The organism is Streptomyces sp. NPDC030021 (genome assembly GCF_055574035.1).
This window is the reverse complement of record NZ_JBVIAH010000034.1, coordinates 13,701-32,133: the sequence shown is the minus strand read 5'-3', so window position 1 is coordinate 32,133 and position 18,433 is coordinate 13,701. Positions and strand designations below refer to the sequence as shown.

General features: G+C 69.2%; 15 protein-coding genes and 2 pseudogenes. 11 read left to right on the top strand and 6 right to left on the bottom strand.

Going from position 1 to position 18,433, the window contains the following annotated elements:
* The first annotated feature begins 33 nt into the window (after positions 1 to 33).
* The 3 genes from ACZ4YL_RS39005 to ACZ4YL_RS38995 all read left to right on the top strand — a co-directional run bounded on the left by ACZ4YL_RS39005 (position 34) and on the right by ACZ4YL_RS38995 (position 2,877).
* A complete protein-coding gene (locus ACZ4YL_RS39005; protein WP_468123042.1) occupies positions 34 to 225 on the top strand; it encodes a hypothetical protein in 192 nt (63 codons plus the stop codon).
* Positions 226 to 952: 727 nt separating this feature from the next.
* Positions 953 to 1,888 carry an effector-associated constant component EACC1 gene (locus ACZ4YL_RS39000; protein WP_468123041.1) on the top strand — a complete coding sequence of 312 codons (936 nt, stop codon included), beginning with the start codon at positions 953 to 955 and terminating at the stop codon, positions 1,886 to 1,888.
* Between the two features lie 95 nt (positions 1,889 to 1,983).
* Entirely contained in the window at positions 1,984 to 2,877 is an 894-nt protein-coding gene (locus tag ACZ4YL_RS38995; RefSeq protein WP_468123040.1) for a hypothetical protein, read from the top strand.
* A gap of 97 nt (positions 2,878 to 2,974) precedes the next feature.
* On the opposite strand, the gene ACZ4YL_RS38990 is transcribed toward ACZ4YL_RS38995, so the two are convergent.
* Positions 2,975 to 3,109 carry a hypothetical protein gene (locus ACZ4YL_RS38990; protein WP_468123038.1) on the bottom strand — a complete coding sequence of 45 codons (135 nt, stop codon included), beginning with the start codon at positions 3,107 to 3,109 and terminating at the stop codon, positions 2,975 to 2,977.
* 10 nt (positions 3,110 to 3,119) lie between these two features.
* Here ACZ4YL_RS38990 and ACZ4YL_RS38985 point away from each other — a divergent pair, with 10 nt between their 5' ends.
* Entirely contained in the window at positions 3,120 to 3,704 is a 585-nt protein-coding gene (locus ACZ4YL_RS38985; protein ID WP_468123037.1) for a ferredoxin, read from the top strand.
* Between the two features lie 41 nt (positions 3,705 to 3,745).
* On the opposite strand, the gene ACZ4YL_RS38980 is transcribed toward ACZ4YL_RS38985, so the two are convergent.
* On the bottom strand, positions 3,746 to 5,806 hold the full coding sequence (locus ACZ4YL_RS38980) for an MFS transporter (RefSeq protein ID WP_468123035.1): 2,061 nt from the start codon (positions 5,804 to 5,806) through the stop codon (positions 3,746 to 3,748).
* A gap of 1,491 nt (positions 5,807 to 7,297) precedes the next feature.
* Here ACZ4YL_RS38980 and ACZ4YL_RS38975 point away from each other — a divergent pair.
* The gene (locus ACZ4YL_RS38975; RefSeq protein ID WP_468123034.1) at positions 7,298 to 7,864 is read left to right on the top strand and encodes a hypothetical protein; all 567 of its coding nucleotides are present in this window, start codon (positions 7,298 to 7,300) and stop codon (positions 7,862 to 7,864) included.
* 312 nt (positions 7,865 to 8,176) lie between these two features.
* On the opposite strand, the gene ACZ4YL_RS38970 is transcribed toward ACZ4YL_RS38975, so the two are convergent.
* Positions 8,177 to 8,854: a hypothetical protein gene (locus tag ACZ4YL_RS38970; RefSeq protein ID WP_468123033.1), complete on the bottom strand. Its 678-nt coding sequence runs from the start codon at positions 8,852 to 8,854 to the stop codon at positions 8,177 to 8,179.
* Between the two features lie 324 nt (positions 8,855 to 9,178).
* Here ACZ4YL_RS38970 and ACZ4YL_RS38965 point away from each other — a divergent pair, with 324 nt between their 5' ends.
* A complete protein-coding gene (locus ACZ4YL_RS38965; RefSeq protein WP_468123031.1) occupies positions 9,179 to 9,553 on the top strand; it encodes a hypothetical protein in 375 nt (124 codons plus the stop codon).
* Between the two features lie 307 nt (positions 9,554 to 9,860).
* Here ACZ4YL_RS38965 and ACZ4YL_RS38960 read toward each other — a convergent pair whose 3' ends face one another.
* Positions 9,861 to 10,067: a cold-shock protein gene (locus ACZ4YL_RS38960; protein ID WP_081524690.1), complete on the bottom strand. Its 207-nt coding sequence runs from the start codon at positions 10,065 to 10,067 to the stop codon at positions 9,861 to 9,863.
* A gap of 468 nt (positions 10,068 to 10,535) precedes the next feature.
* On the opposite strand from ACZ4YL_RS38960, the gene ACZ4YL_RS38955 reads away from it, so the two are divergent.
* Positions 10,536 to 11,339 (top strand): excalibur calcium-binding domain-containing protein, encoded by an 804-nt coding sequence (locus tag ACZ4YL_RS38955; protein ID WP_468123072.1) that lies wholly within the window; start codon positions 10,536 to 10,538, stop codon positions 11,337 to 11,339.
* A gap of 285 nt (positions 11,340 to 11,624) precedes the next feature.
* Here the strand turns inward: ACZ4YL_RS38955 and ACZ4YL_RS38950 are convergent, their stop codons facing one another.
* Positions 11,625 to 12,170: an RCC1 domain-containing protein gene (locus ACZ4YL_RS38950; RefSeq protein WP_468123030.1), complete on the bottom strand. Its 546-nt coding sequence runs from the start codon at positions 12,168 to 12,170 to the stop codon at positions 11,625 to 11,627.
* Between the two features lie 456 nt (positions 12,171 to 12,626).
* Between ACZ4YL_RS38950 and ACZ4YL_RS38945 the strand changes: the two genes are divergently transcribed.
* The 4 genes and pseudogenes from ACZ4YL_RS38945 to ACZ4YL_RS38930 form a co-directional block, all read left to right on the top strand.
* A complete protein-coding gene (locus ACZ4YL_RS38945) occupies positions 12,627 to 14,123 on the top strand; it encodes an FAD-binding oxidoreductase (RefSeq protein ID WP_468123029.1) in 1,497 nt (498 codons plus the stop codon).
* A gap of 665 nt (positions 14,124 to 14,788) precedes the next feature.
* Positions 14,789 to 15,543: pseudogene (locus tag ACZ4YL_RS38940) on the top strand (transposase family protein).
* A 247-nt stretch (positions 15,544 to 15,790) separates the two neighbouring features.
* Positions 15,791 to 17,230, top strand: a complete 1,440-nt coding sequence (locus tag ACZ4YL_RS38935; RefSeq protein ID WP_468123027.1) for a vanadium-dependent haloperoxidase — start codon at positions 15,791 to 15,793, stop codon at positions 17,228 to 17,230.
* 198 nt (positions 17,231 to 17,428) lie between these two features.
* Positions 17,429 to 17,954 (top strand): annotated as a pseudogene (locus tag ACZ4YL_RS38930) (transposase); the annotation flags it as partial.
* Between the two features lie 220 nt (positions 17,955 to 18,174).
* Here ACZ4YL_RS38930 and ACZ4YL_RS38925 read toward each other — a convergent pair.
* Positions 18,175 to 18,378 carry a hypothetical protein gene (locus tag ACZ4YL_RS38925; RefSeq protein WP_468123025.1) on the bottom strand — a complete coding sequence of 68 codons (204 nt, stop codon included), beginning with the start codon at positions 18,376 to 18,378 and terminating at the stop codon, positions 18,175 to 18,177.
* Positions 18,379 to 18,433 lie beyond the last annotated feature (55 nt).

The window sequence follows — 18,433 nt, the reverse complement described above, 5'->3', positions numbered from 1 at the left end:
CCCGCCACCCTCGACCATGGGAGAAACAGGCACATGAGACCGCAGGACGTCATCGAGCAGCGCAAGGCCCACCCCCCGCTGCCGTGCCGCCGACCTCGCCCACATCGATCGAGGCGGCTGCGCCGACTGCTGCGCCGGCTGCTGCACCAAGCGCTTTTGGGAGCCGCCGGGGCTGCGGGCGCCGCCCTCGTCACCTGGCTGTCGTTCTGGCTCCAGTCCCTCTGAGCACCGGCGCACGCACGGAGGCGTCTGCCGACGGAGAGACCATCGGCCTGGACCAGAGCGGGGGACCTTATTCCAGGGCCCCGGGCCGGGCACGGAGTGCTGCACATGGGGTGCCCGGCCCGTACTGCCGTCAGGTCGAGCACCGTCTGCGGCTCGTCGTCCTCTGGTGAACGTCCGCAGTACCCTCGACGCTACGGGGTCGGCGGGCCCCCCTGTGTATCCCCTGCTTGACCGGCGTGGAGTCAGCCCGGCAGAAGGCGAAGCAGAGGTACGGCGCCTCCGGGAACGAGATGCCGCGTCGAACGCCGACGCGCGGTCCTGTTCGGGGTGCGGGCCTGGCCATGGCTGGGGCGGGATGTCGTGCGCAGGGTTGATGTCAGTGGGATGCGCAGGGTTATGACAGTGGGGACGCAGAGTCCCTGTCAGTAGGCGGCGGCGACACGGAGAGTGCCAGGAGGCTGTAGAGCACGTCGTCGTGGAAGCGGCCGGGGTCGATTCCACCGTCGCCCCAGACGCGCAGGAGGACCTGGGCCTCGGGGCTGGATCGGGCCGCGTATGGACGCGTGGGCTCCTTCCGTCCGGTGAGGGCGTCGACTGGTGCGGGGGAGGGCCCGGACCTCGGCGCGGGGATCGTGCGCAGGGCCGGTATGCGTGTTCGAACTTGCCTCGCCTGGGCATAATCACGGCGCACGCGGGAGACCATCAGGCCGAGTACCAGGGGGGAACTTTGGCCATCAAGATGCTGCTCAGCGACTTGTACGCGATAGCAGGCCATATGAAGCAGCAACCAGGCGACCAGGCAGACGCCCTGCTTGAAATGCTGCTCTACGAGTTGGATGCGGTCGCGCAGGATTTGGAGCAGTACGGCGACAGCCCCGACCTCGTGGATGCTCTGAAGCAAGTGCCCGTACAGGTCGAAGTCAGCCTTGTCCGGCAGGTCCTGGCTTCGCTGGAATCGACAGCGGACTCGTTGGATCCGGAGGACGAGGCCGACCGGAAGATGCGCAGGCTGTTTGACCAGCTGAGCCATGAGGTGTGGATCGCAGACGGTGCGCCCGTCGATATTGACCTAGGTGTCCTGCGGGAGGCGGTGTCACTGCTCGATCTCGCGGTCAGGTCAGGGTCTCCTGAAGCGCCCCGCGGTTTGGCCCTTCTGTCCCCACTGGTCCCCAACAATGGGGATGCCGATGCCGCTCAAGACGTAGCTCAGCAGACACGCGGCAAGGTGCCTGCTGAGGTGGTCAAAGAGATCAGATCCATCCTCCGGCAATGCATGAACGAGTTCACCATCTCAGGCGTGGAACACCAGGCAACCGAGACAATCTCGGCGCTGGACCGCGCCCACAAGGTCCCGACGCGGCGCATCGTGTTCACCGAAGCAGCCGTATTTGCTGCCACAGCGACCGCAGCGGTGACACCTCTGGCCCGTGTCCTTCTCGTCTGGCTTCGGCAACGAAAGTCCGATGTGAAGCTAGAGATCACTCGGTCCGACGGCGCTACTGTCAGTGTCGAGGCCACCCATCTTGCCGAACCGGAAGAAATGCTCGAACGGTTGGCGCAAGTCTTGGATCGCATGCCGCCCGGCCCGGCCCTGCCACCTGCTGCGGTCCCGCTGCCCGATTCCGCATCCCCGCAGCCGCAGGTAGCCGAGGACGAGGAATAGACCGCTATCCAAGACAGCAACACTGCGATCCCACTGTCATAACCCTGCACATTCACTGACATCCACCGTGCGCACGACACGGGAGACTGCCCGGCATGGACGTGGAGTCGGTGACGGTGGAGCTTTACGGACTGCAGCCCGCGGAATTCACGGCGGCCCGGAATGGCTACGTGGCGCGGGCGCGGAAGACCGGTGACACGGAACTCGCCGCCGCGGTCGCGGCGCTGAAGAGGCCGACGGTCGCGGTGTGGGCGGCGGGGCTGCTGGCACGGCACCGCCCTGATGAGACACAGGGGCTCCTCCAGCTGGGCCAGGCACTTCGTACGGCGCACCGGACGCTGGATGCCGAGCAGCTGAGGAAGCTCTCGCATGATCAGCATGTGGTGATCGGCCGGCTCGCGCGCACCGCTCGCACTCTCGCGGCCGAGGCCGGGCAGACGGTGAGCGGGCCGGCGCTGCACGAGGTCGAGCAGATTCTCCACGCGGTCCTCGCCGACGGGGACGTCGCGGCGCGTTGGGCGGCGGGGCGTTTGGTGAAGGCGCCGGATGCGGTCCTGGGGTTCGCCGGCCTGGAACCGCGGCCGGGTGCGGCTCTGCCGAGCAGCAAGCCGCCAGCCGCGCCCACCGGCGACGCGACGGAACAGACCCCGCCCCCTGCCCGGAAGACGGATGCGGGTGCGACTGCGATGCGGGTACGCCGGGAGCGGGTGGAGGCGGCCAGGGCGGAGTCGGCCGAGGCACGAGCCGAAGCCGACCGGCTCGAAGCCGGGTACGCCGACGGGCAGGAGCTGGTGGACTCCACGGCCGCGGCCGTGGCAGCGGCGGAGGAAGAAGTGGCGGCGGCGAAGGAACGGCGGAGCAAGGCCCGTGTGGCGATGGCGGAAGCCGCCGCCCGCCATCGGGAGGCCGGGCGGGCCGCTTCGAAGGCACGGGCGCGGGCGGAGACGGCAGCGCGCAAGGCCGAGAAGCTCACCAGCCCCGAGGAGTGAACCCAACAGGACCGTGTCGGGGTGCGGCCCCCGTCGCGGCCCTGATGGCCAGGGACGCACCCCGTACGGCCGAACGTACCCCCACACCCGCCCCGGGCTACTTCACCGCGAAGAGGTCCACGACGAAGACGAGGGTTACCGGGACGGATCGCCGTTCCAGCACCACGGTCCCCGTAGCCGAGGTGCGCGGGGACCACGAGCTTGCGGCGGTCGCCACCAGGCCCTCTGGCATCCTGCGGATCATGACCTACTGGGATCCGATACCGACCGTCCGCGCCTTGGCGGGCGAGCCCCATCCGCTGTGGCGGGGCGACCTTGTGAGGCATGACTGGTCCGGGCCTGCACCCGACGGGTGGCAGAAGCGGGACTGGCGAAACGTCCCGGGCCCGTTCTACACGGCCAGCACCGACAACTGCCTCACCGGGCGGCAGTGCGCGCCCCGGCACGTCGCGTACGAAGACGAGTACTGCACCGAGTTCGTCTACCGTCAGCCCGTCCGGGCTTCCGGGGTACACGAGTTGACTTGCGCTGCGGAGTGCGACCCCTTCGGGGGGTATGGCGGGGACGGCGACCGCCACTGGACCCCGGAGCTGGTCCGGGACTGGTGGCGCGAGCGCGGCAGGGCCCGCGAGTGGGCCGCGTGCGTAGGGTGGGGCGAGTGGGCCACGTCCGAGCATGAGGAGTTCCGGGACGCCGCCGAAGGAGCACGGACGTACCTCGCCCACTTGGACCACGGCCTCGATGAGTACCTTCGCGACTACGTGTTCTGGCTGGCCGAAGGCCGCCCGGCCGCCCCTGAAGAGCGTCTCCCGGAGCTCGACGCGTAGATGCGGATACCGAACCGCGCTGCGGCAGGAGGACCGGCCCGTCACACGCGCCGCATGGTCATCGCCAACGGACCCGGAACACCTCCCGAGGCGAACACGGCTGCCTGAACAGCGGACAGCAACAAACCCCGTCCATGACTTCTGCTCGTACGCCACCCCCGCCCGCAGCGCCGCGGGGCCCGGCACCGACTCCGCGGCGCTGCGCGCAGCGTGCTGTGGCCGAGCGCGATACCTGGCCCTGATGAACAGCCTCGGTGCTCGGCTCGCCGTCGGCAGAGCCGCCGCTCCCCGGGCGACGGCCCTACGGCCGAGGACCTCCTCGCGGCTCCGCGCGGTCCTGGACACCGGGGCCGGGATTCGGTGGGCACTGCCTGCCCGTCGACCCGTTGTTCGTCTCGTGGAAGGTCCAGCAGGAGCTCGGAGTCCCTTCCCGGTTCGTGGAACTCGCCGACGACGTGAACCGCCACATGCCCGACCACGTCGTGCGGCGTCTCGTGGAAGCGCTCGACACGCGTGGTATGCCCGTCAACGGATCGCGGATCGGGCCGAGGCGGAATCGACGAGCTGGTCACCATCGAGACGGTCCGGGCGGTCGCCGACACCGTCGCCGATCTCCACGACGGCCTGGAGGCCGGAGGCGGCGTCTGAGGCCGGCGAACGCTATTGACTCGGTACCGTAACCGGGCCGCCGGATGGTCAAGCGGCGCTCGCCCGCGGCGATGCCGATTCCCCCGAGCGTGACCAGCCAAGGCGCGCAGCGCCCTTTCACAGCCGGTCGACACCAAGAGCAACGAGCGCGTGCCCGCCGCCCTCCATCGAGTCGGTGGCTGCATTCGGCGAGGATGTCCTTGTTGCCGGGGACGCCGGTGGCGGCCGAGGCGACGGCCCGGGCCGAGCTTGCGGCGGGCGAGGATGAGGATGGTCAGCGCGGTGGCGGCGCCGCCGGTGGGGAGCGCGGCGAGAACATCGGGGTGGGCGGCGAGGGTTGCGGCGAGCGCGGTTCCGGCCGCCTGCCCGGTGCCGACCGAAAGGATCAGCCAGGAGTACCCCTCGGTGGTGCGGGAGGCGGAGGCGAGAGCGTCCACGGTGTGGAAGCCGTTGGTGATGATCAAGGTGAAGAACAGCCCCGGGATCGCCGTGAGGGCGAAGGCTGTGCCGGGATCGGGCTGGGTCAGCAGGGGCGCCCAGCCGAGGAGGAACAGGGCGCTGGTGGTAATGAGCTGGGAATTGGTCGTGCCGGGCCACGCCCGGCGGGCGTAGATCAGGCTGCCCAGGAAGCTGCCGGTGGAGAACACGGCAGGCAGCAGTCCGCAGAGCATTGCCCGCCCATGGGTGGCCGCCATGCCTGCGGCCCACACGTTCATCGCTCCGACCGCGAACCCCGTTCCCGCCAGTGCGGTGAGCAGCAGGACCAGGCCGGCGCTCATCAGCCGTCCTCTTTCCGTCACCCCGGCGGCAGGACGCCAGGTCTGCGACGGTGCGGCGGTCAGGACGACCGTCGTGCCCGCCAGCCCGAGGGCGGCGGTCGCGGCCAAGGCGGCGTCGGGCCCGTGCGTGGTCGCCAGCCACGAGGCGAGCAGGGGGCCAGCGATGTAAAGGAGTCCCTGCGAGCCGGTGTCGAGGGCTTGGACGACTCGGCGCCGCCCGAAGTCAGGCAGGACTGTCGGCCAAAGCGCCCGAAGCCCTGCCTCCAGCGGCGGTGTGACCAGACCCGCGAGCCCGACCACCGCGGTCACCGCCGCGGGGTGCCCGCCCGCCCGGGTCAAGGGGAGCGCTGCCAGGCAGCTGGCGTTGAGCAGCACCGCCGGTGTCGACACACGGGTTTGACCGTAGCGGTCCATCAGCCTGCCTTTGACCGGCTGGGACAGCCCGGACGCCAGTCCGTAGAGGGCGGCGAGCATTCCGGCGAAGGCCAGCGACCCTCCGCCGCCGGTGATCCACAGGACGAGCCCCACCGGAACCATGGAGTTGGGCAGGCGCCCGATCAAAGTGCCGCCGAGCAGGCGGACAACGTGTCGGCTGCCCAGTACGGCGCCGTATGTGGCGAGCGGCGGGGCGGTGGTCGGGTGTTCGGCCAGGGTCAACAGGGCAGGGCTTTCCATCAGAGGGAGTGCGGGGCGGGGGCAGGGGCTATCGTCGTTGCGTGGACGCGGTTGCGGCCGAAGGTGCTGCGGCCACGGGCGTGGTGCCAACAGCCGGTGAGCGGGGTGCGGTGCGGGGGTGTGATAGGCGGCAGGACCGCGACGGCTTCCTCCAAATGCCGGCCGATCTGTGCGAGGTCTTGGACATGGTGGTTGGTTTGCCCTGAGAGCAACCGCAGGCGGACGGCGATCTCATGGCAGGCCCGGGCGTTCAGCGTGGTTGCCCGTATGGTGCAGGTGGCGCGGTACCCGCAGCGGGGAGCGTAGCCCGGAGCCGACCGGCCATCGCGGAACTTGTGATCTTCCGACAAGTCTTCGGGAACGGCCCGCAGTTGCGGCGCGAAGGAATGGACGGACGACGGCGAGGTGCACGAAGTGCACTCGCTCAAGCGCCGTGCCGCCACGGCGACCCGCCCCGTGCCCATCCCCCCAGTTCGTGAGCATGGTTCGCGCGTACATCGACCGTTTCGGCGTCGCCCCGGATGGGCGGCTGTTCCGGAATCAGGCGGGCAACTACGTGGAGGCTGGGGCGTACGGCACCACTTGGTCGAGGGCAAGGAAGTACGTCCTGGCCCGGACGGAACTCGCCACGGGGCTGGCCAAGCGTCCGTACGACCTCCGGCCTGCCGGGATCTCGTTACGGAGCAAATCGATTCCCGCTTCGAGCGAGTAGAGCTGACGGCGCCTGATGGGCAAAAGCCCAGGTCAGGTGCCATTTCTCGTGCCTCTAGGAGAAGCCGAGACGCTTCGACGAGTACGACACCAGCATGTTCTTCGTCTCCTGGTGGTACAGGGGCCGCACTGCCTCTGACCAGCCGAAACAGTGATGAGTGGGTCTGCCGGTCGGTGGCTGGTCCGTGAATGGTCCGGATCTTGGCGCCTCGGGGTGGAGCGCTTCCAACTGCGCGACAGGTTCGTGTCCGTGAGAGCGGTCATCAAGACTCCTCTGCGACCGAGCCCTCCAGGCAGCCCGTTCATTACCGACCCCGGGAGAGGTCCGCTCGCGTGGTATCCGCCGGAATGCTTGTCCGGCAGGCCTGGTGGGTGTCCGCCTGCGAGGATCGTCCGGCTGGAGTCGGGGGATCCGCTGTGAAGTGGCTGCCCTGGCTGTTCCGCCCCGCATGCCCCCCGTCCGGCCCCCGCTGGCTGGTCGGGGTTTTCATACTGAGGGAGTCCCCGGGATTGCCTGGCGGCCGTTCTCCCGGTTCTTCACCGTCTGCTGCGTCTTCAACGCGGCCGCGAGCCGGGCCTGCGTGCCTCACGCAGCCGCGCCCGTTCCGCCGGAGATGGCAACTGTGGCTCGCCTTCCAGCAGTGCCGTGCGGCGGGGCCCGGTACCCAGCCGCACGGGTTGTTGGGCCCTTCCGGGTGTGGGCGCGTGCGTGGACGGGGCAGGGTCGCGGACGGGATCCGGCCGCCCTGTCGGCAGGGGATGTGGAAGAGGGGCGGTGTGATGGTGGATTTCGGGGACGCGCACGCGGGCGCGGCGGGTGTTCTGGTCGGCGGCAGCGAGCCGGGGCCGGTGTACTTCGATGTCGGGAGCGGTTCGGACGTGCCGTCGACCACGCACTGGTCGGCCTACGACGGCCGGGCCCGCCGCCCGCGCGCCGAGGCCCTCCGGGCGGTGTGCGCGTGCGGATGGCGCAGCCCGGCCCAGTACCGCCTGGACTGGGCGACGATCGGCGACCAGCCCCTGTACACAGCGGATGTCGATCTTTCGGGACCGCTCGCGGACTGGACCGCGCACCTGTCCGTTGTCCGCGATGCTGCTGTGCCGCTGCCCCAGCCGCTGGCCGCGCTCCTGGTCGAGATGGCCGAGCAGCTGACCGACACGGCCGCGGCCGCGCCGTTGGCCGCGCTGCGCGCCGCCGGTGTGCTGGAGCGGATGGCCGCCCAGGTGGGCCGGGAAGCCGCCGACGCGCTGCGCGACGACGGTATGTCCGCCGAAGCGGTGGCCACCGCGCTCGGGACCACCCGCTCCCAGGCCTTGGTCCTGCTCCTGACCGCCCGGGACAGGTAACGGCATGCACCACAGCATCCGCCCTTCCTCGCGGATGAGTAGCCCCGTGTCGCCTGATCCCTCCGCGCGGCGCTCGCGCGTCGTCATGGTGGAGCCCACGCTCACCCAGCTCACGGCGAGCGAGACGCACCGCGTGGACCGGGCGATCGTGGCCATCAGGGTCAACCCGGTCCTGGGCGCGGGTCCACTGGTGAAGCGGAGAAGGCCCGGTTTCCGGGGTTGGATGTCAGCTGCTCGGGTGCTGGAGTGCCTGCCTTACCCACGGGCATCTGGGCGGGCGGGCCGCCCTATCTCGGGTGGGGCTTGGCCGGGTCAGCCGATGGTGAAGGTGGCGGTGTGCTTCTGAAGCACGACTCGGTCCTTGCCGGTGCGGTTCTTGCCGTCGGTTGTGCGTCTGCCTTTGGTCTTGGTTCCGGTGATTTCGACCTGGTAGGTGCCGGGCTGCAGGTTGGTGTAGGTGCGTGTGACGGTGCACAGGTAGAAGACGGATCCCACGCCGGCGTGGAAGACGTGACTCTGCAGGACGTCCTGGCCCTGGGTGAGGGTGATCGTCCCGTCGATGACCGGTTTGAACTCTTCGGCCAGGTCTGGTCCCTCGCGGTGCCACATGATGGCGTCCCAGAACCAGCACTCGGCGTCGTAGCGGACGGTGGCTTCCTGGAATTCCTGTCCCCAGGACACTTCCACGGTCAGGACGGCGCCGACGCTGGAGATGTTGCCGTTGTCGCCCTGCGAGTCCAGCGTTCCGCTCTTCGGGGATCGAACGGTGGTGGTGACCGCGGGTGACCGGGACTCGATCCAGTCCACCTGCCCGAGGGCTCCCTCCTGGCATGTGGTCACGTACCGGCTGTCGCGCTGGCTGCGTCGGCGGGTGCCCTTGGGCCGCTGCGATCCGTCGTTGGCCACGCAGTAGTCGATCCCGCCCGCACCGGGGAGTTGGATCGGCTGGGCAGGCGTCCACAGGGTGAATCGCTCCTGATCGTCCGTCATGAGTGAATCTTCACCGCACGTGGTGGGAAACAAGCCCCGCCGCTCGTAACGCCACCCCGTAGGACGATCTGGGCGGCGAACGCCACCGGCCTGCAAGCGCGAGCCGGGGCCGGTCGCTCCTGGCCGCCGGGGTGGTGGCGGGCTGCGCGTGGCGGGCTTGAAGCCGCTCCGGCTGCCTTGCGCCGCTTGGCCGGCTCCGACCTTCGCGGCGGCCGCCGGGCCGCGTTCGGCACGGATGCCCGGCAAGTAGGGGCTCGGGGACGCGGGCTCCTTCGAGGCGACCCTGACAGCGACCAGGGGATCGGATGGGGCGAGACTTCTCCCATGAGAGTCAGATGCCTGCGGATCATCCACCCCGCGGCCGACGTGCCAGTCATGGAGTTCGACGGGATCCGGGTGGGCGGCATCTACCCGGTTCTGGAGATGGTCACCTACGACATCGATTGCCAGATCCGTGTGCTCGGCCGCGGCACCCCCGACCCCGGACTGCTCTGGGACCCTGCCGACTTCGAGACAGTGGACACCCGGATACCACCCGGCTGGACCCTGGTCATCTACGGCGGCCGCACCCGCCTCGCGGATGCCCGCTGGCAGCGCCCCGGATTCTGGACCGACTACGCCCACGGCGACTCGCAGGCCCTGGCCGACTACGAGCACGTGAAGCGCGAACTCCTCACCGCCGCGCCACCCGAGAACTGACCTATGCGTCGGGTTCCTTCTCCCGTGTCCTGACGGAAGTCCCGGGTGAAATCATTGCAAGTTCTGCGGCTATCCAGCCATGCCGGCTTGATTCGATCAGGTCTCTTTCGTCTGCCGCGCTTGCCGTGAAGTGCCTTCCTCACAGACTGAGCACACCGCACCGCAGGCGACGCCCTGTCAGCCGCTCACCAGGGAGGGGCGTAGTGGCTCTCGCCTCGGTGATCCGCGCGATGTGCGAGCACGTGGGAGCCCCCTGCCGGACCTCGGGCAGAAGGCTCCCGTGATGGGTGGGCGCGTGCGGGGCCCGTCAGCCGATCGGTACCACTTGCTCGGCCTGCGGTCCCTTGGGGCCCTGGGTGACGTCGTACTCGACCTTGGCGCCTTCGGCGAGTTCCTTGAAGCCGGTGGTCTGGATGGCGGAGAAGTGGACGAACACGTCCGGGCCGCCGTCGTCCTGCTGGATGAACCCGAACCCCTTCTCCGAGTTGAACCACTTCACAATGCCTGTTGCCATCGGTGTCCCTATCGGTACGCCACGCGGGCCGCGGTGCGCGGCCGTCTCCCATCGTGCCCATCCGGCCTGCGCACCACACGCAGGACACGCACTTTGAAGATCACCTGGTGGCCTGGGCGACGCCGAGTTCGGCGAGCGTGGCCAGCTGTCCGGCGTCGAGCCGGTCACTGGCCACGGCCGCCGGGCCGGCCTGGCTGCTGCAGCCTTGGGCGCGCTGGAGGTGCCGGCACCGCGACGGCCGTCGCCGCGAACCCCTTCCTCCCTCAGAGGCCGTCGTCGGCTGATGTGGAGATCCCTTTCCCGGCTTCGCCGACCCTGCCGCGCCCTCTCCCCCTACCGCGGTCTCCTGTGCGTGCCCCGGCGTGCGCGGTGATGGCTCTCACGGGCGATGTACTGCGTCGGGGCTGCCCGGTACCAGGGGGCGGGCAGGGGCGTTGATGGGGTGTGTCCGTGCGCGGCGCCGCAGATATGCGGTGCAGGGCCGTCTTGACCGTCCTGCACGTGGACCTTCGACGGGCGCGAGCGGACGGTCGGGGGTCTGTCGCACCTCCGAGTCGCAGACTCTGCCCTCTCGTTCCCCTCTGGAGACGCGTGTATCCACCCCCTGATGTCAGTCGGCCTCAGCCGGCTGTGGTTCGCCGATGGCATCCGGCACTGGCCGTTCCCGCCGTGGTCGCGGCCACACTGGTCGTGCCCCCGCTCGGGGCCGCCCTGGCGTTCATGGCTCGCTGGGACAAGGCAGGCAGAGCGGTGACTGTTGTCCTGGCCTCGATCTGGTTCGCGGTCCTGGTCGCCTCGGCAGGTTCCGGCCCGAAGCCTGCTCACGACGACGCGAAGTCACGGCCTCAGCCGGTTGTCACGGTCACCGTCACCGCTGCGCCCCCGGTGGCCCCGGCGGCTGCTGCTCCGTCGGCCGCCGCGGCTGCTTCGCCGTCCGCACCGGTGCCGGTCGCCTCTCCCACGCCGGCTGCGACGGGGTCGGTTTCCGGCGCCGCGCGGCCGCCGCTGCCTGCTGACCGGCCGCGGGCGCCGCGTCCGCCGATGGCTGACGACGGCGAGGACAATCGCCTTGGTGCCCCGACGGGTGCCGGGTCCTCATCCGGTTCCAGCAGCGCTGGTTCCGGCAGCTCCGGCTCCGGGGGAGGTGGCGGTGGTGTTTCGTACCGGAACTGCACCGCTGTCCGAGAGGCCGGGGCAGCGCCGATCCGGCGGGGTGACCCCGGCTTCGGATCGCATCTCGACCGTGACGACGACGGTATCGCCTGCGAATGACACACCACCGGCCGCCACAGGTGCGGCGGCCGGATGTGGACCGGGCCTGGCGTGTGTGTGCGGATGGCTCGGCGCCGCTCGTGGCAGGGAGCCTGCGGGCTCGTCGGGGCGGACACGTCAGGCGCACCGGAGGCACCGGTCACGTGCAGCCGGGCGGCTGCGAGAGGGCGGCCGCTGTGGGCGGGGCCGTGGTCAGGCGGCCTTGCGGTTGCCCTGGTCGTCGCAGGGCAGGTCAGAGGCGGCCCGTGCGTGACCGCAGGGTGCGGAGGCACGCACGGGCCGGCGTTACGGGGTGGCGTTCGTCGTCAGTACGCGAAGCCGGACTTGCCCGTGATGGTCGCCGTCACGTGGGTGATGCTGCGGCCGGGCGGCCGGGCGGCCGGGCGGCAGGGCGGTCGTCGGCCGCGTGGGAGCGGTGGTGCTGCCGTCGCCGAGCTGGCCGGCGGCGTTGGCGCCCCAGCCGATCACCGAGCCGTCGTCGAGCGCGGCGAGGGTGAAGTCCGCGCCGCCGGCGACGTCCTGGACGCCCCTGAGGTGGTCGAGGGGTACCGGGGTGGTGCGGTTGGCCTCGGTGCCGTCGCCCAGCTGGCCGGTGGCGTTCTTGCCCCAGCCAGCCACGCTGCCGTCGCCGAGGACGGCGAAGCCCGAAGCCGAGGTGGCGAACACCTTCGCCACGCCGTCGAGGTGGGCGACGTCGACCGGCTTGTCGCTGTCCTCCGTGCTGTCGTTGCCGAGCTGGCCCTCGGCGTTCTTGCCCCATGCCTTCACGGTGCCGTCGGCGGTGAGGGCCAGGACAGTCGGCGCAGGCTCCCCCGCCTCCTCCGCCGACAAGGGCCTCCAGGAGGTCCCCACCCCGACCGCCCCCGGAGCCCGTGCCGCCACCACCGTCCCGCTCAACTGACCATCCGCTTTCGCGCTCGGACGGCCGCGCCGGACGCGGTGGGTGACACCGCTGTCGGGGGCGATCCACCGCACCGTCGGACTCAGGCCGCTTCGGGCCGGCACTTGGAGAGGCCAGCCTGCTGGGCCGCCGGGTCTCGGTCGAACGCCCACGGCTGCCTGAAGGGGCTGGCAGCCGAGACGCAAGTGGGTTGGCCGGCCAGGGTGGTCGTATCACCAACCAAGCACACCGGGTTCGTGCCTGGGCTACGGCCGTTGGGCCGTTTCGGCCGTGGTTGCGAGTGCGTCGATGCAGTCCACCGCGGTCATCCTTGCTACTGTCCACTTCGCCCAAATCGCCCGCAAGTGAATAATTCGCGCCCGCAGGTGGCCGAGAGGAAACGGACCATGAACGACTTTTCCCGTCGTAAAGTGCTCAAGGCGACGGCGGTCGCCGGTGCCGGTGCGGTCGTCGCGCAGGGCTTCGCGGCCACCGAGGCCCACGGTGCGAGCGCCGTGAAGGAGGCGTCCCCGAACGCGGAGTGCCCGCCGGCGAAGCTGACCGGCCGCATCGTCCGCCCCGACGACGCCGGGTACACGGACGCCCGCCTCGGCTGGGACCAGCTCATCTCTCGCTATCCGCTGGTCATCGTCTTCGCCCAGAACACGCAGGACGTGGTCAATGCCCTTACATGGGCACGGCAGAACGACGTCGCGCTACGGGTCCGCAGCGGCCGCCACAACACTGAGGGCTGGTCGAACATCGACAACGGCCTCGTGATCGACATCAGCGAGCTGAAGTCGGTCGACATCGACAGCGCCGCCCGTGTCGCGACGGTCGGCGCCGGACTCAACCAGCTGGAAGCGGTGACCACGCTCGCGGAGCAGAACTTCGCGGTGACGACCGGGACCGAAGGCAGCGTGGGCCTGTCCGGGGCGACACTCGGCGGCGGTCTCGGCTTCCTCACCCGCTGGATCGGCATGGCCTGCGACAGCCTGATCGGTGCCGAGGTCGTCGTTGCGGAAGGCGCTGAGTGCGCCAAGGTGGTCAAGGCCGATCTGCACAACAACCCGGACCTGCTCTGGGCGCTGCGCGGAGCCGGGAACGGCAACTTCGGGATCGTCACCTCACTCACCTACAAAGTGGCCCCACTGAGGAGCGTCACGTATTTGCAGGCCACTTGGGACGGAATCGGCGACCTGTCCAGGATCTTCGAGGCCTATCAGCGTACTGCGCCGTACACGGACGACCGCCTCGGCACCCAGCTCGAAATTCACCGGAACCAGATCCTGCTGTTTGGGGTCCTCGCGGAAGGAACACCCGCGGAGGCGAAGAAGCTGCTGGCCCCGATCCTGTCGGTCGACAGCCCCCAGGTGTCGGTGCAGGTAGGGAACTGGGGCGACGTGTACGCGGGCTTCCAGATCCCGATCGCGGACGAACCCGCGAACTGGAAGTTCTTCTCGCAGTTCGCCAGAAAGCCGTTCCCGAGGAAGGCGATCGATGTGATCTCCTCGTTCATGCGGGACGCGCCCACAGACGACAGCAACTTCTTTGTGCAGGCGTTCGGCGGGGCGGTCAGGAAGAGCCCCCGCGGCGGCACGGCGTTCCCGCACCGCGACGCGCTCTTCTACTCCGAGCCCGGCGCCGGCTGGGGGACCCGCTCCGACCAGCCGGGCGTCTGCGACCCGCTCACCCCGCAGGCCCAGGCTTGGATCGCCGAATTCAGCCAGGCACTGCGCCCCTACGTAGACGGTGCCTACGTCAACGTGGCGAACATCGGCATGCAGGACTGGGAGACCGCCTACTGGGGATCGAACTTCGACCGACTGCGCACGATCAAGGCGGAGTACGACCCCCACAACGTCTTCAAGTACGAGCAGAGCATCCCGCCCGCGTCCTGCTGAACGAACAGGCCTGAGCCCCCTCCCGACCGGCGAGGGGGCTCAGCCACGACCTACCCGCCCTGATGGAGTAGCCACGCTGTTGCGGGACGCCTATAAACCTCATTGAAATGGTTGGTTCAGTCAGGCAGGCGCCATTGCCGCAAGACTTTCCTGCCAGTGCGGAGCGCAGGCGATCGATGGCCCGGGTCCGGGGGCGGTAGCGGACGAGGTCGGTGCGGCGGATGGTTGAGGATCTCCAGCCCAAAGGGCCTCATCGGCCGACCGCATGAGCCTGCGGTCCCTGCGCATGCCGACCTCGTCGGCGATCACGAAGGCGTCACGGGCGTCGGTCTTGCCCTCGCGGCAGTATCCGTTTGCCGGCCCGGTTCACGACGCGGCCGGCAATCTAGAGTCTCGTGTCCAGCCAGCAGTCAGGAGGAGTGCAAGTTCGCCGTCCTCGCTGTCGCCCGCTCGTTCTGGTGGTCTTGTGGTGCGCTCCGGCGTCTTTGGCTGCTGCGGTCATACCCGCAGAGACTCCCAGCAGCTTGGCGATCGAGGTGATCAAGCGGTCGGGCATGCTCTCCGCGGAGTCAGCGTCAGACATCCACCGTTCGGTGGGTCTGGAGGGGTGAAGGGGCTGGTCAGACGGGGTGGAGGTGACACAGCAGGGTCCCCTCGTCGCTGGCGTGGTGATACCGCTCATCACGCCGGCGACGAGGGACCCTGTTGGTTCCGTATTCTTCCACGCTCGATGTCCCGCACGAGCTCGTCGAACACGTCTCCTGGCTGATCCATGCCCGTCGGCAGGAGCTGAACTCGCCGTGGCGGCGTCTGGGTTGTTGCAAGCAGGCCCGGCTGGTTCCGGCGTCTTCACGGCTACCGCCTGGCGGTACGTCGACGAAACGCTCAAGGTCCTGGCCGCATGGACGCCCGGTCCGCACGAGGCGCTGGTGGCCATGGGTGAAGACGACTTCGTCATCGTTGAGGGGACCCTGATCCCCGCCGACCGGGTCGCCGCGGATGAGCCCTACTGCTCGATGAAGCACAGGAAGCGCGGGATGAACGTGCAGGTCATTGCACGCCGGACGGCACACCCCTGTGGTTCTCCCGTGCACTGTCCGGACGCACCCACGACCTGACCGCGGCCCGCGCCCGCGGCATCGTCCAGGTCTGCCTTACCCGGCAGATCCTCATCCTGGCCGACCGGACCGACCAAGGCGCCGGCGCCACCGTCCGCACTCCCTACTACCGCCACAGCATCCAGCCCCCGCAGTACCAGCAGTACAACCGAGACCACGTCCGACTCCGAGCACCGGGCGAACGCGCCTTCGCACTGCTGAAAACCTGGCGCGTCCTCCGCCGGACCCGCTGCCCAGCCAACCGCACCAGCCGCATCGTTGTTGCGGTCCATACCCTCCTCATCTGCGAAAACACAGGATGAAAAAGGTTCAGTGAGACCTCTTCACGCCTGAACCATCACAGCTCGGCTTTGACGATCGCGATCAGGTGATCATTTACATGCAAATCACGACAAATGCAAGAACATCGATAGGTCGGCGTGGTTGACCTTGATCTCGACATATCCGACATTACGCTGCCGCTGTTGATCAGCAACGTCGAAAGGGATGCCCGTGCCTCTCAGGCCCAACGATGACCGCACGTCCGCCACGCAGTCTGTGCTCCCACGCTTGAAGTACCGCGCCGGCCGACACCTGGGACGGCTACGGGCCGTCGCCGTGGCCGGAGCCCTGCTCGCCGGGCTGAGTCCGGCGGCGGCCGCTGCGCCGCCGGCCGCCGTTGTGACAGGGCACAAGGGCGATCCGACGCAGTACTGGAACAAGGTCCTGCTTCAGACCTTCCGCAATGCGCGGGGCTCGGACGCCTCGCCCGGCAACCTCTCCAGGTCCGGTGCGATGGTCTTCGCGGCGATCTACAACGCCGAGAGCGCCTATCAGAACACGTACGGAACCTTGAAGTACCAGCCATACCTCAACCGGCCGCTGAAGTACGCCAGCGAATCGTCGCAGCCGGGTCGGGACGAAGAGGAGCGGCTGATCGACCGTACGGCGTACCGGATGATCTCCGAGCTGTACCCGGGTGACAAGGCCTACATCGACGCCCGGTACGAGGCCCGGACCGGCCGCTCCCCCTACGCCTACGAGCCCCTCGACCGCCTGGTGGTCGACCGCGTGGTGCGGCAGATCAACAAATCCCGGGCGGATGACGGTTCGGACAACCCGGAGGTCTACAACGGCGACACCACCACCCCTGGAGCCTGGCGGCCGACGGGTGAAGAGGCGACGGCTGACGAAGGGGCCTGCAAGGAGCCGAGCGACGCGGTGACCCCGAACTGGGGCAAGGTGAAACCGTTCGTGCTCCGCTCCGGCTCGCAGTTCCGGCCTCCCACCCTGCGAGGCTTCACTTCCTACGACGAAATGCTGGCCAGCCCGGAGTACGCGCGCCAGGTCGACGAGGTGCGACGGGTCGGTGCCGTCGACTCCACCGAGCGCACCTACGATCAGACCGTCGTCGGCTGGTTCTGGGACCACGACCTGAACGGCACCTACCACCCCCCGGGGCAACTGCTCCAGCTGACCGGGACCGTCGCCAAGAAGTTCAAGCTCGACACGTACGAGACCACCCGCTTGTTCGCGCTGTCGGCGCTGTCGTTGGCGGATGCCGGGATCGCAGCCTGGGACAGCAAGATGGACAGCCCAATCAACGAGTGGCGCCCGGTGTCCGCGGTCCGGGCGACGGGCGGCGCGAACGCAACCTGGGAGCCCCTCAGTGCGGACCGCTCGGGGGCACCGTGGACCCCGTGCTTCCCCGCCTGGACCTCTGGGCACGCCAACTTCACCGCTGCGTGGGCAGGCGCGATGCAGCACTACTTCGACCGTGACGAGGTCTCGTTCACCGCACACTCCGAGGACCCGCACACACTCGTTCTGTCCCGCCAGATGAACAGCTTCAGCCAGGTCGCCGAGGAGGGCGAGTTCAGCCGACTCTGGCTGGGCGTGCACTTCCGCTGGGACGCCGAGGACGGGAGGGAGATCGGCACCAACGTTGCCGACTACGTGTTCGACAACGCGCTCCAGCCGACACGATCGGGCCGTCCTGATCAGCGGTGAAACGGCACCGTGGCCCACGCCGGCCGGATCGGCCGGCGCCCCGGCTCAGAGGTCCTGACAGAAGCTGTTGATCACGTGACTTTCGGTACCCGCGGGCGGCCTCCACCTGCTTCGGCGCCGGATCCGCAAGCAACGGTTCGATGAGCGACCACAGTTCATCCGACACGATCCACGGCCGTGACTGACGTTTCCCCACGACCAGACCAACGACCCTCCGAACCGGACCGCCAAGCCCTGTGCGGGATCCTGTTCGTGCTGCATACCGGCGTGCTGTTGAAGAGGCTGCGGGTCGCGAAGAAGCTGGACTGGTCGCGGGCGGTGATCGACTCCTCCCACGTCAGTGCCGCTCGACGGGGCCCCAAAGCGGGCCCAGCCCGGTCGACCGAGCACGTCCAGGCAGCAATACCCCCTCATCGTCGACGGCCAGGGCATCCCACTGGCCGTGCCGCTGACCGGCGGGAACCGCAACGACGTCACCCGGCTGATGCCGCTGCTGAACAAGATCCCGCCGGTCGCCGGCCCCGTCGGCCGGCCCCGCAGACGACCCGACACCCTCCTGCCCGACCGCGGCCACGACAAGTACCGCCGCCTGGTCTGGGCGACCGGAGTCAAACCCGTGATCGCCCGCCGCGGAGTCCCACACGGCTCCGGCCTCGGCGTCTACCGGTGGGTCGTAGAGCGGACCATCGCCTGGCTCCACGGCTTCCGCCGACTACGGATCCGGCAGCTCTGCAGGCCATGGAGGACGCCGGGGAGGAGGCTTTCCGTCTTTGCGCCGCACCGCAGCGGAGCGGCGGCCCGCGAGGCCTGACGTCTCCTTCGCTGCTGACGCGGCGATTCCCGGAGACGCCGCCCGCCCCCGGGCAGTGGCCGTGGCGAACCAGCGGGTTCCCGCTCTGCGAGCACGCCACAGCGGTACCTTCCGGTGCACGGCGGATGCCGCACTACTGGATGGTGAACCCGGGCTCGGCTGAAACGCTCAGCAGGACCAGGAGGCGCACCATCGACGGCCTGTGCCCGTCGTATTGGCAGGTGATCCTGGTCGGATCGAACCATCCCAGATCTGGGTACCACGCCAGGCAACGGTCGGATATCCGGTCCCCGATGAACCAGATATGGGTGAACTCCTGCGGGAGCAGAGGTGCCATCGAGGGAAGCCGGCTGTCACTCGCGGGCGCACGATGGGCCAGCCACGGAGCAGTC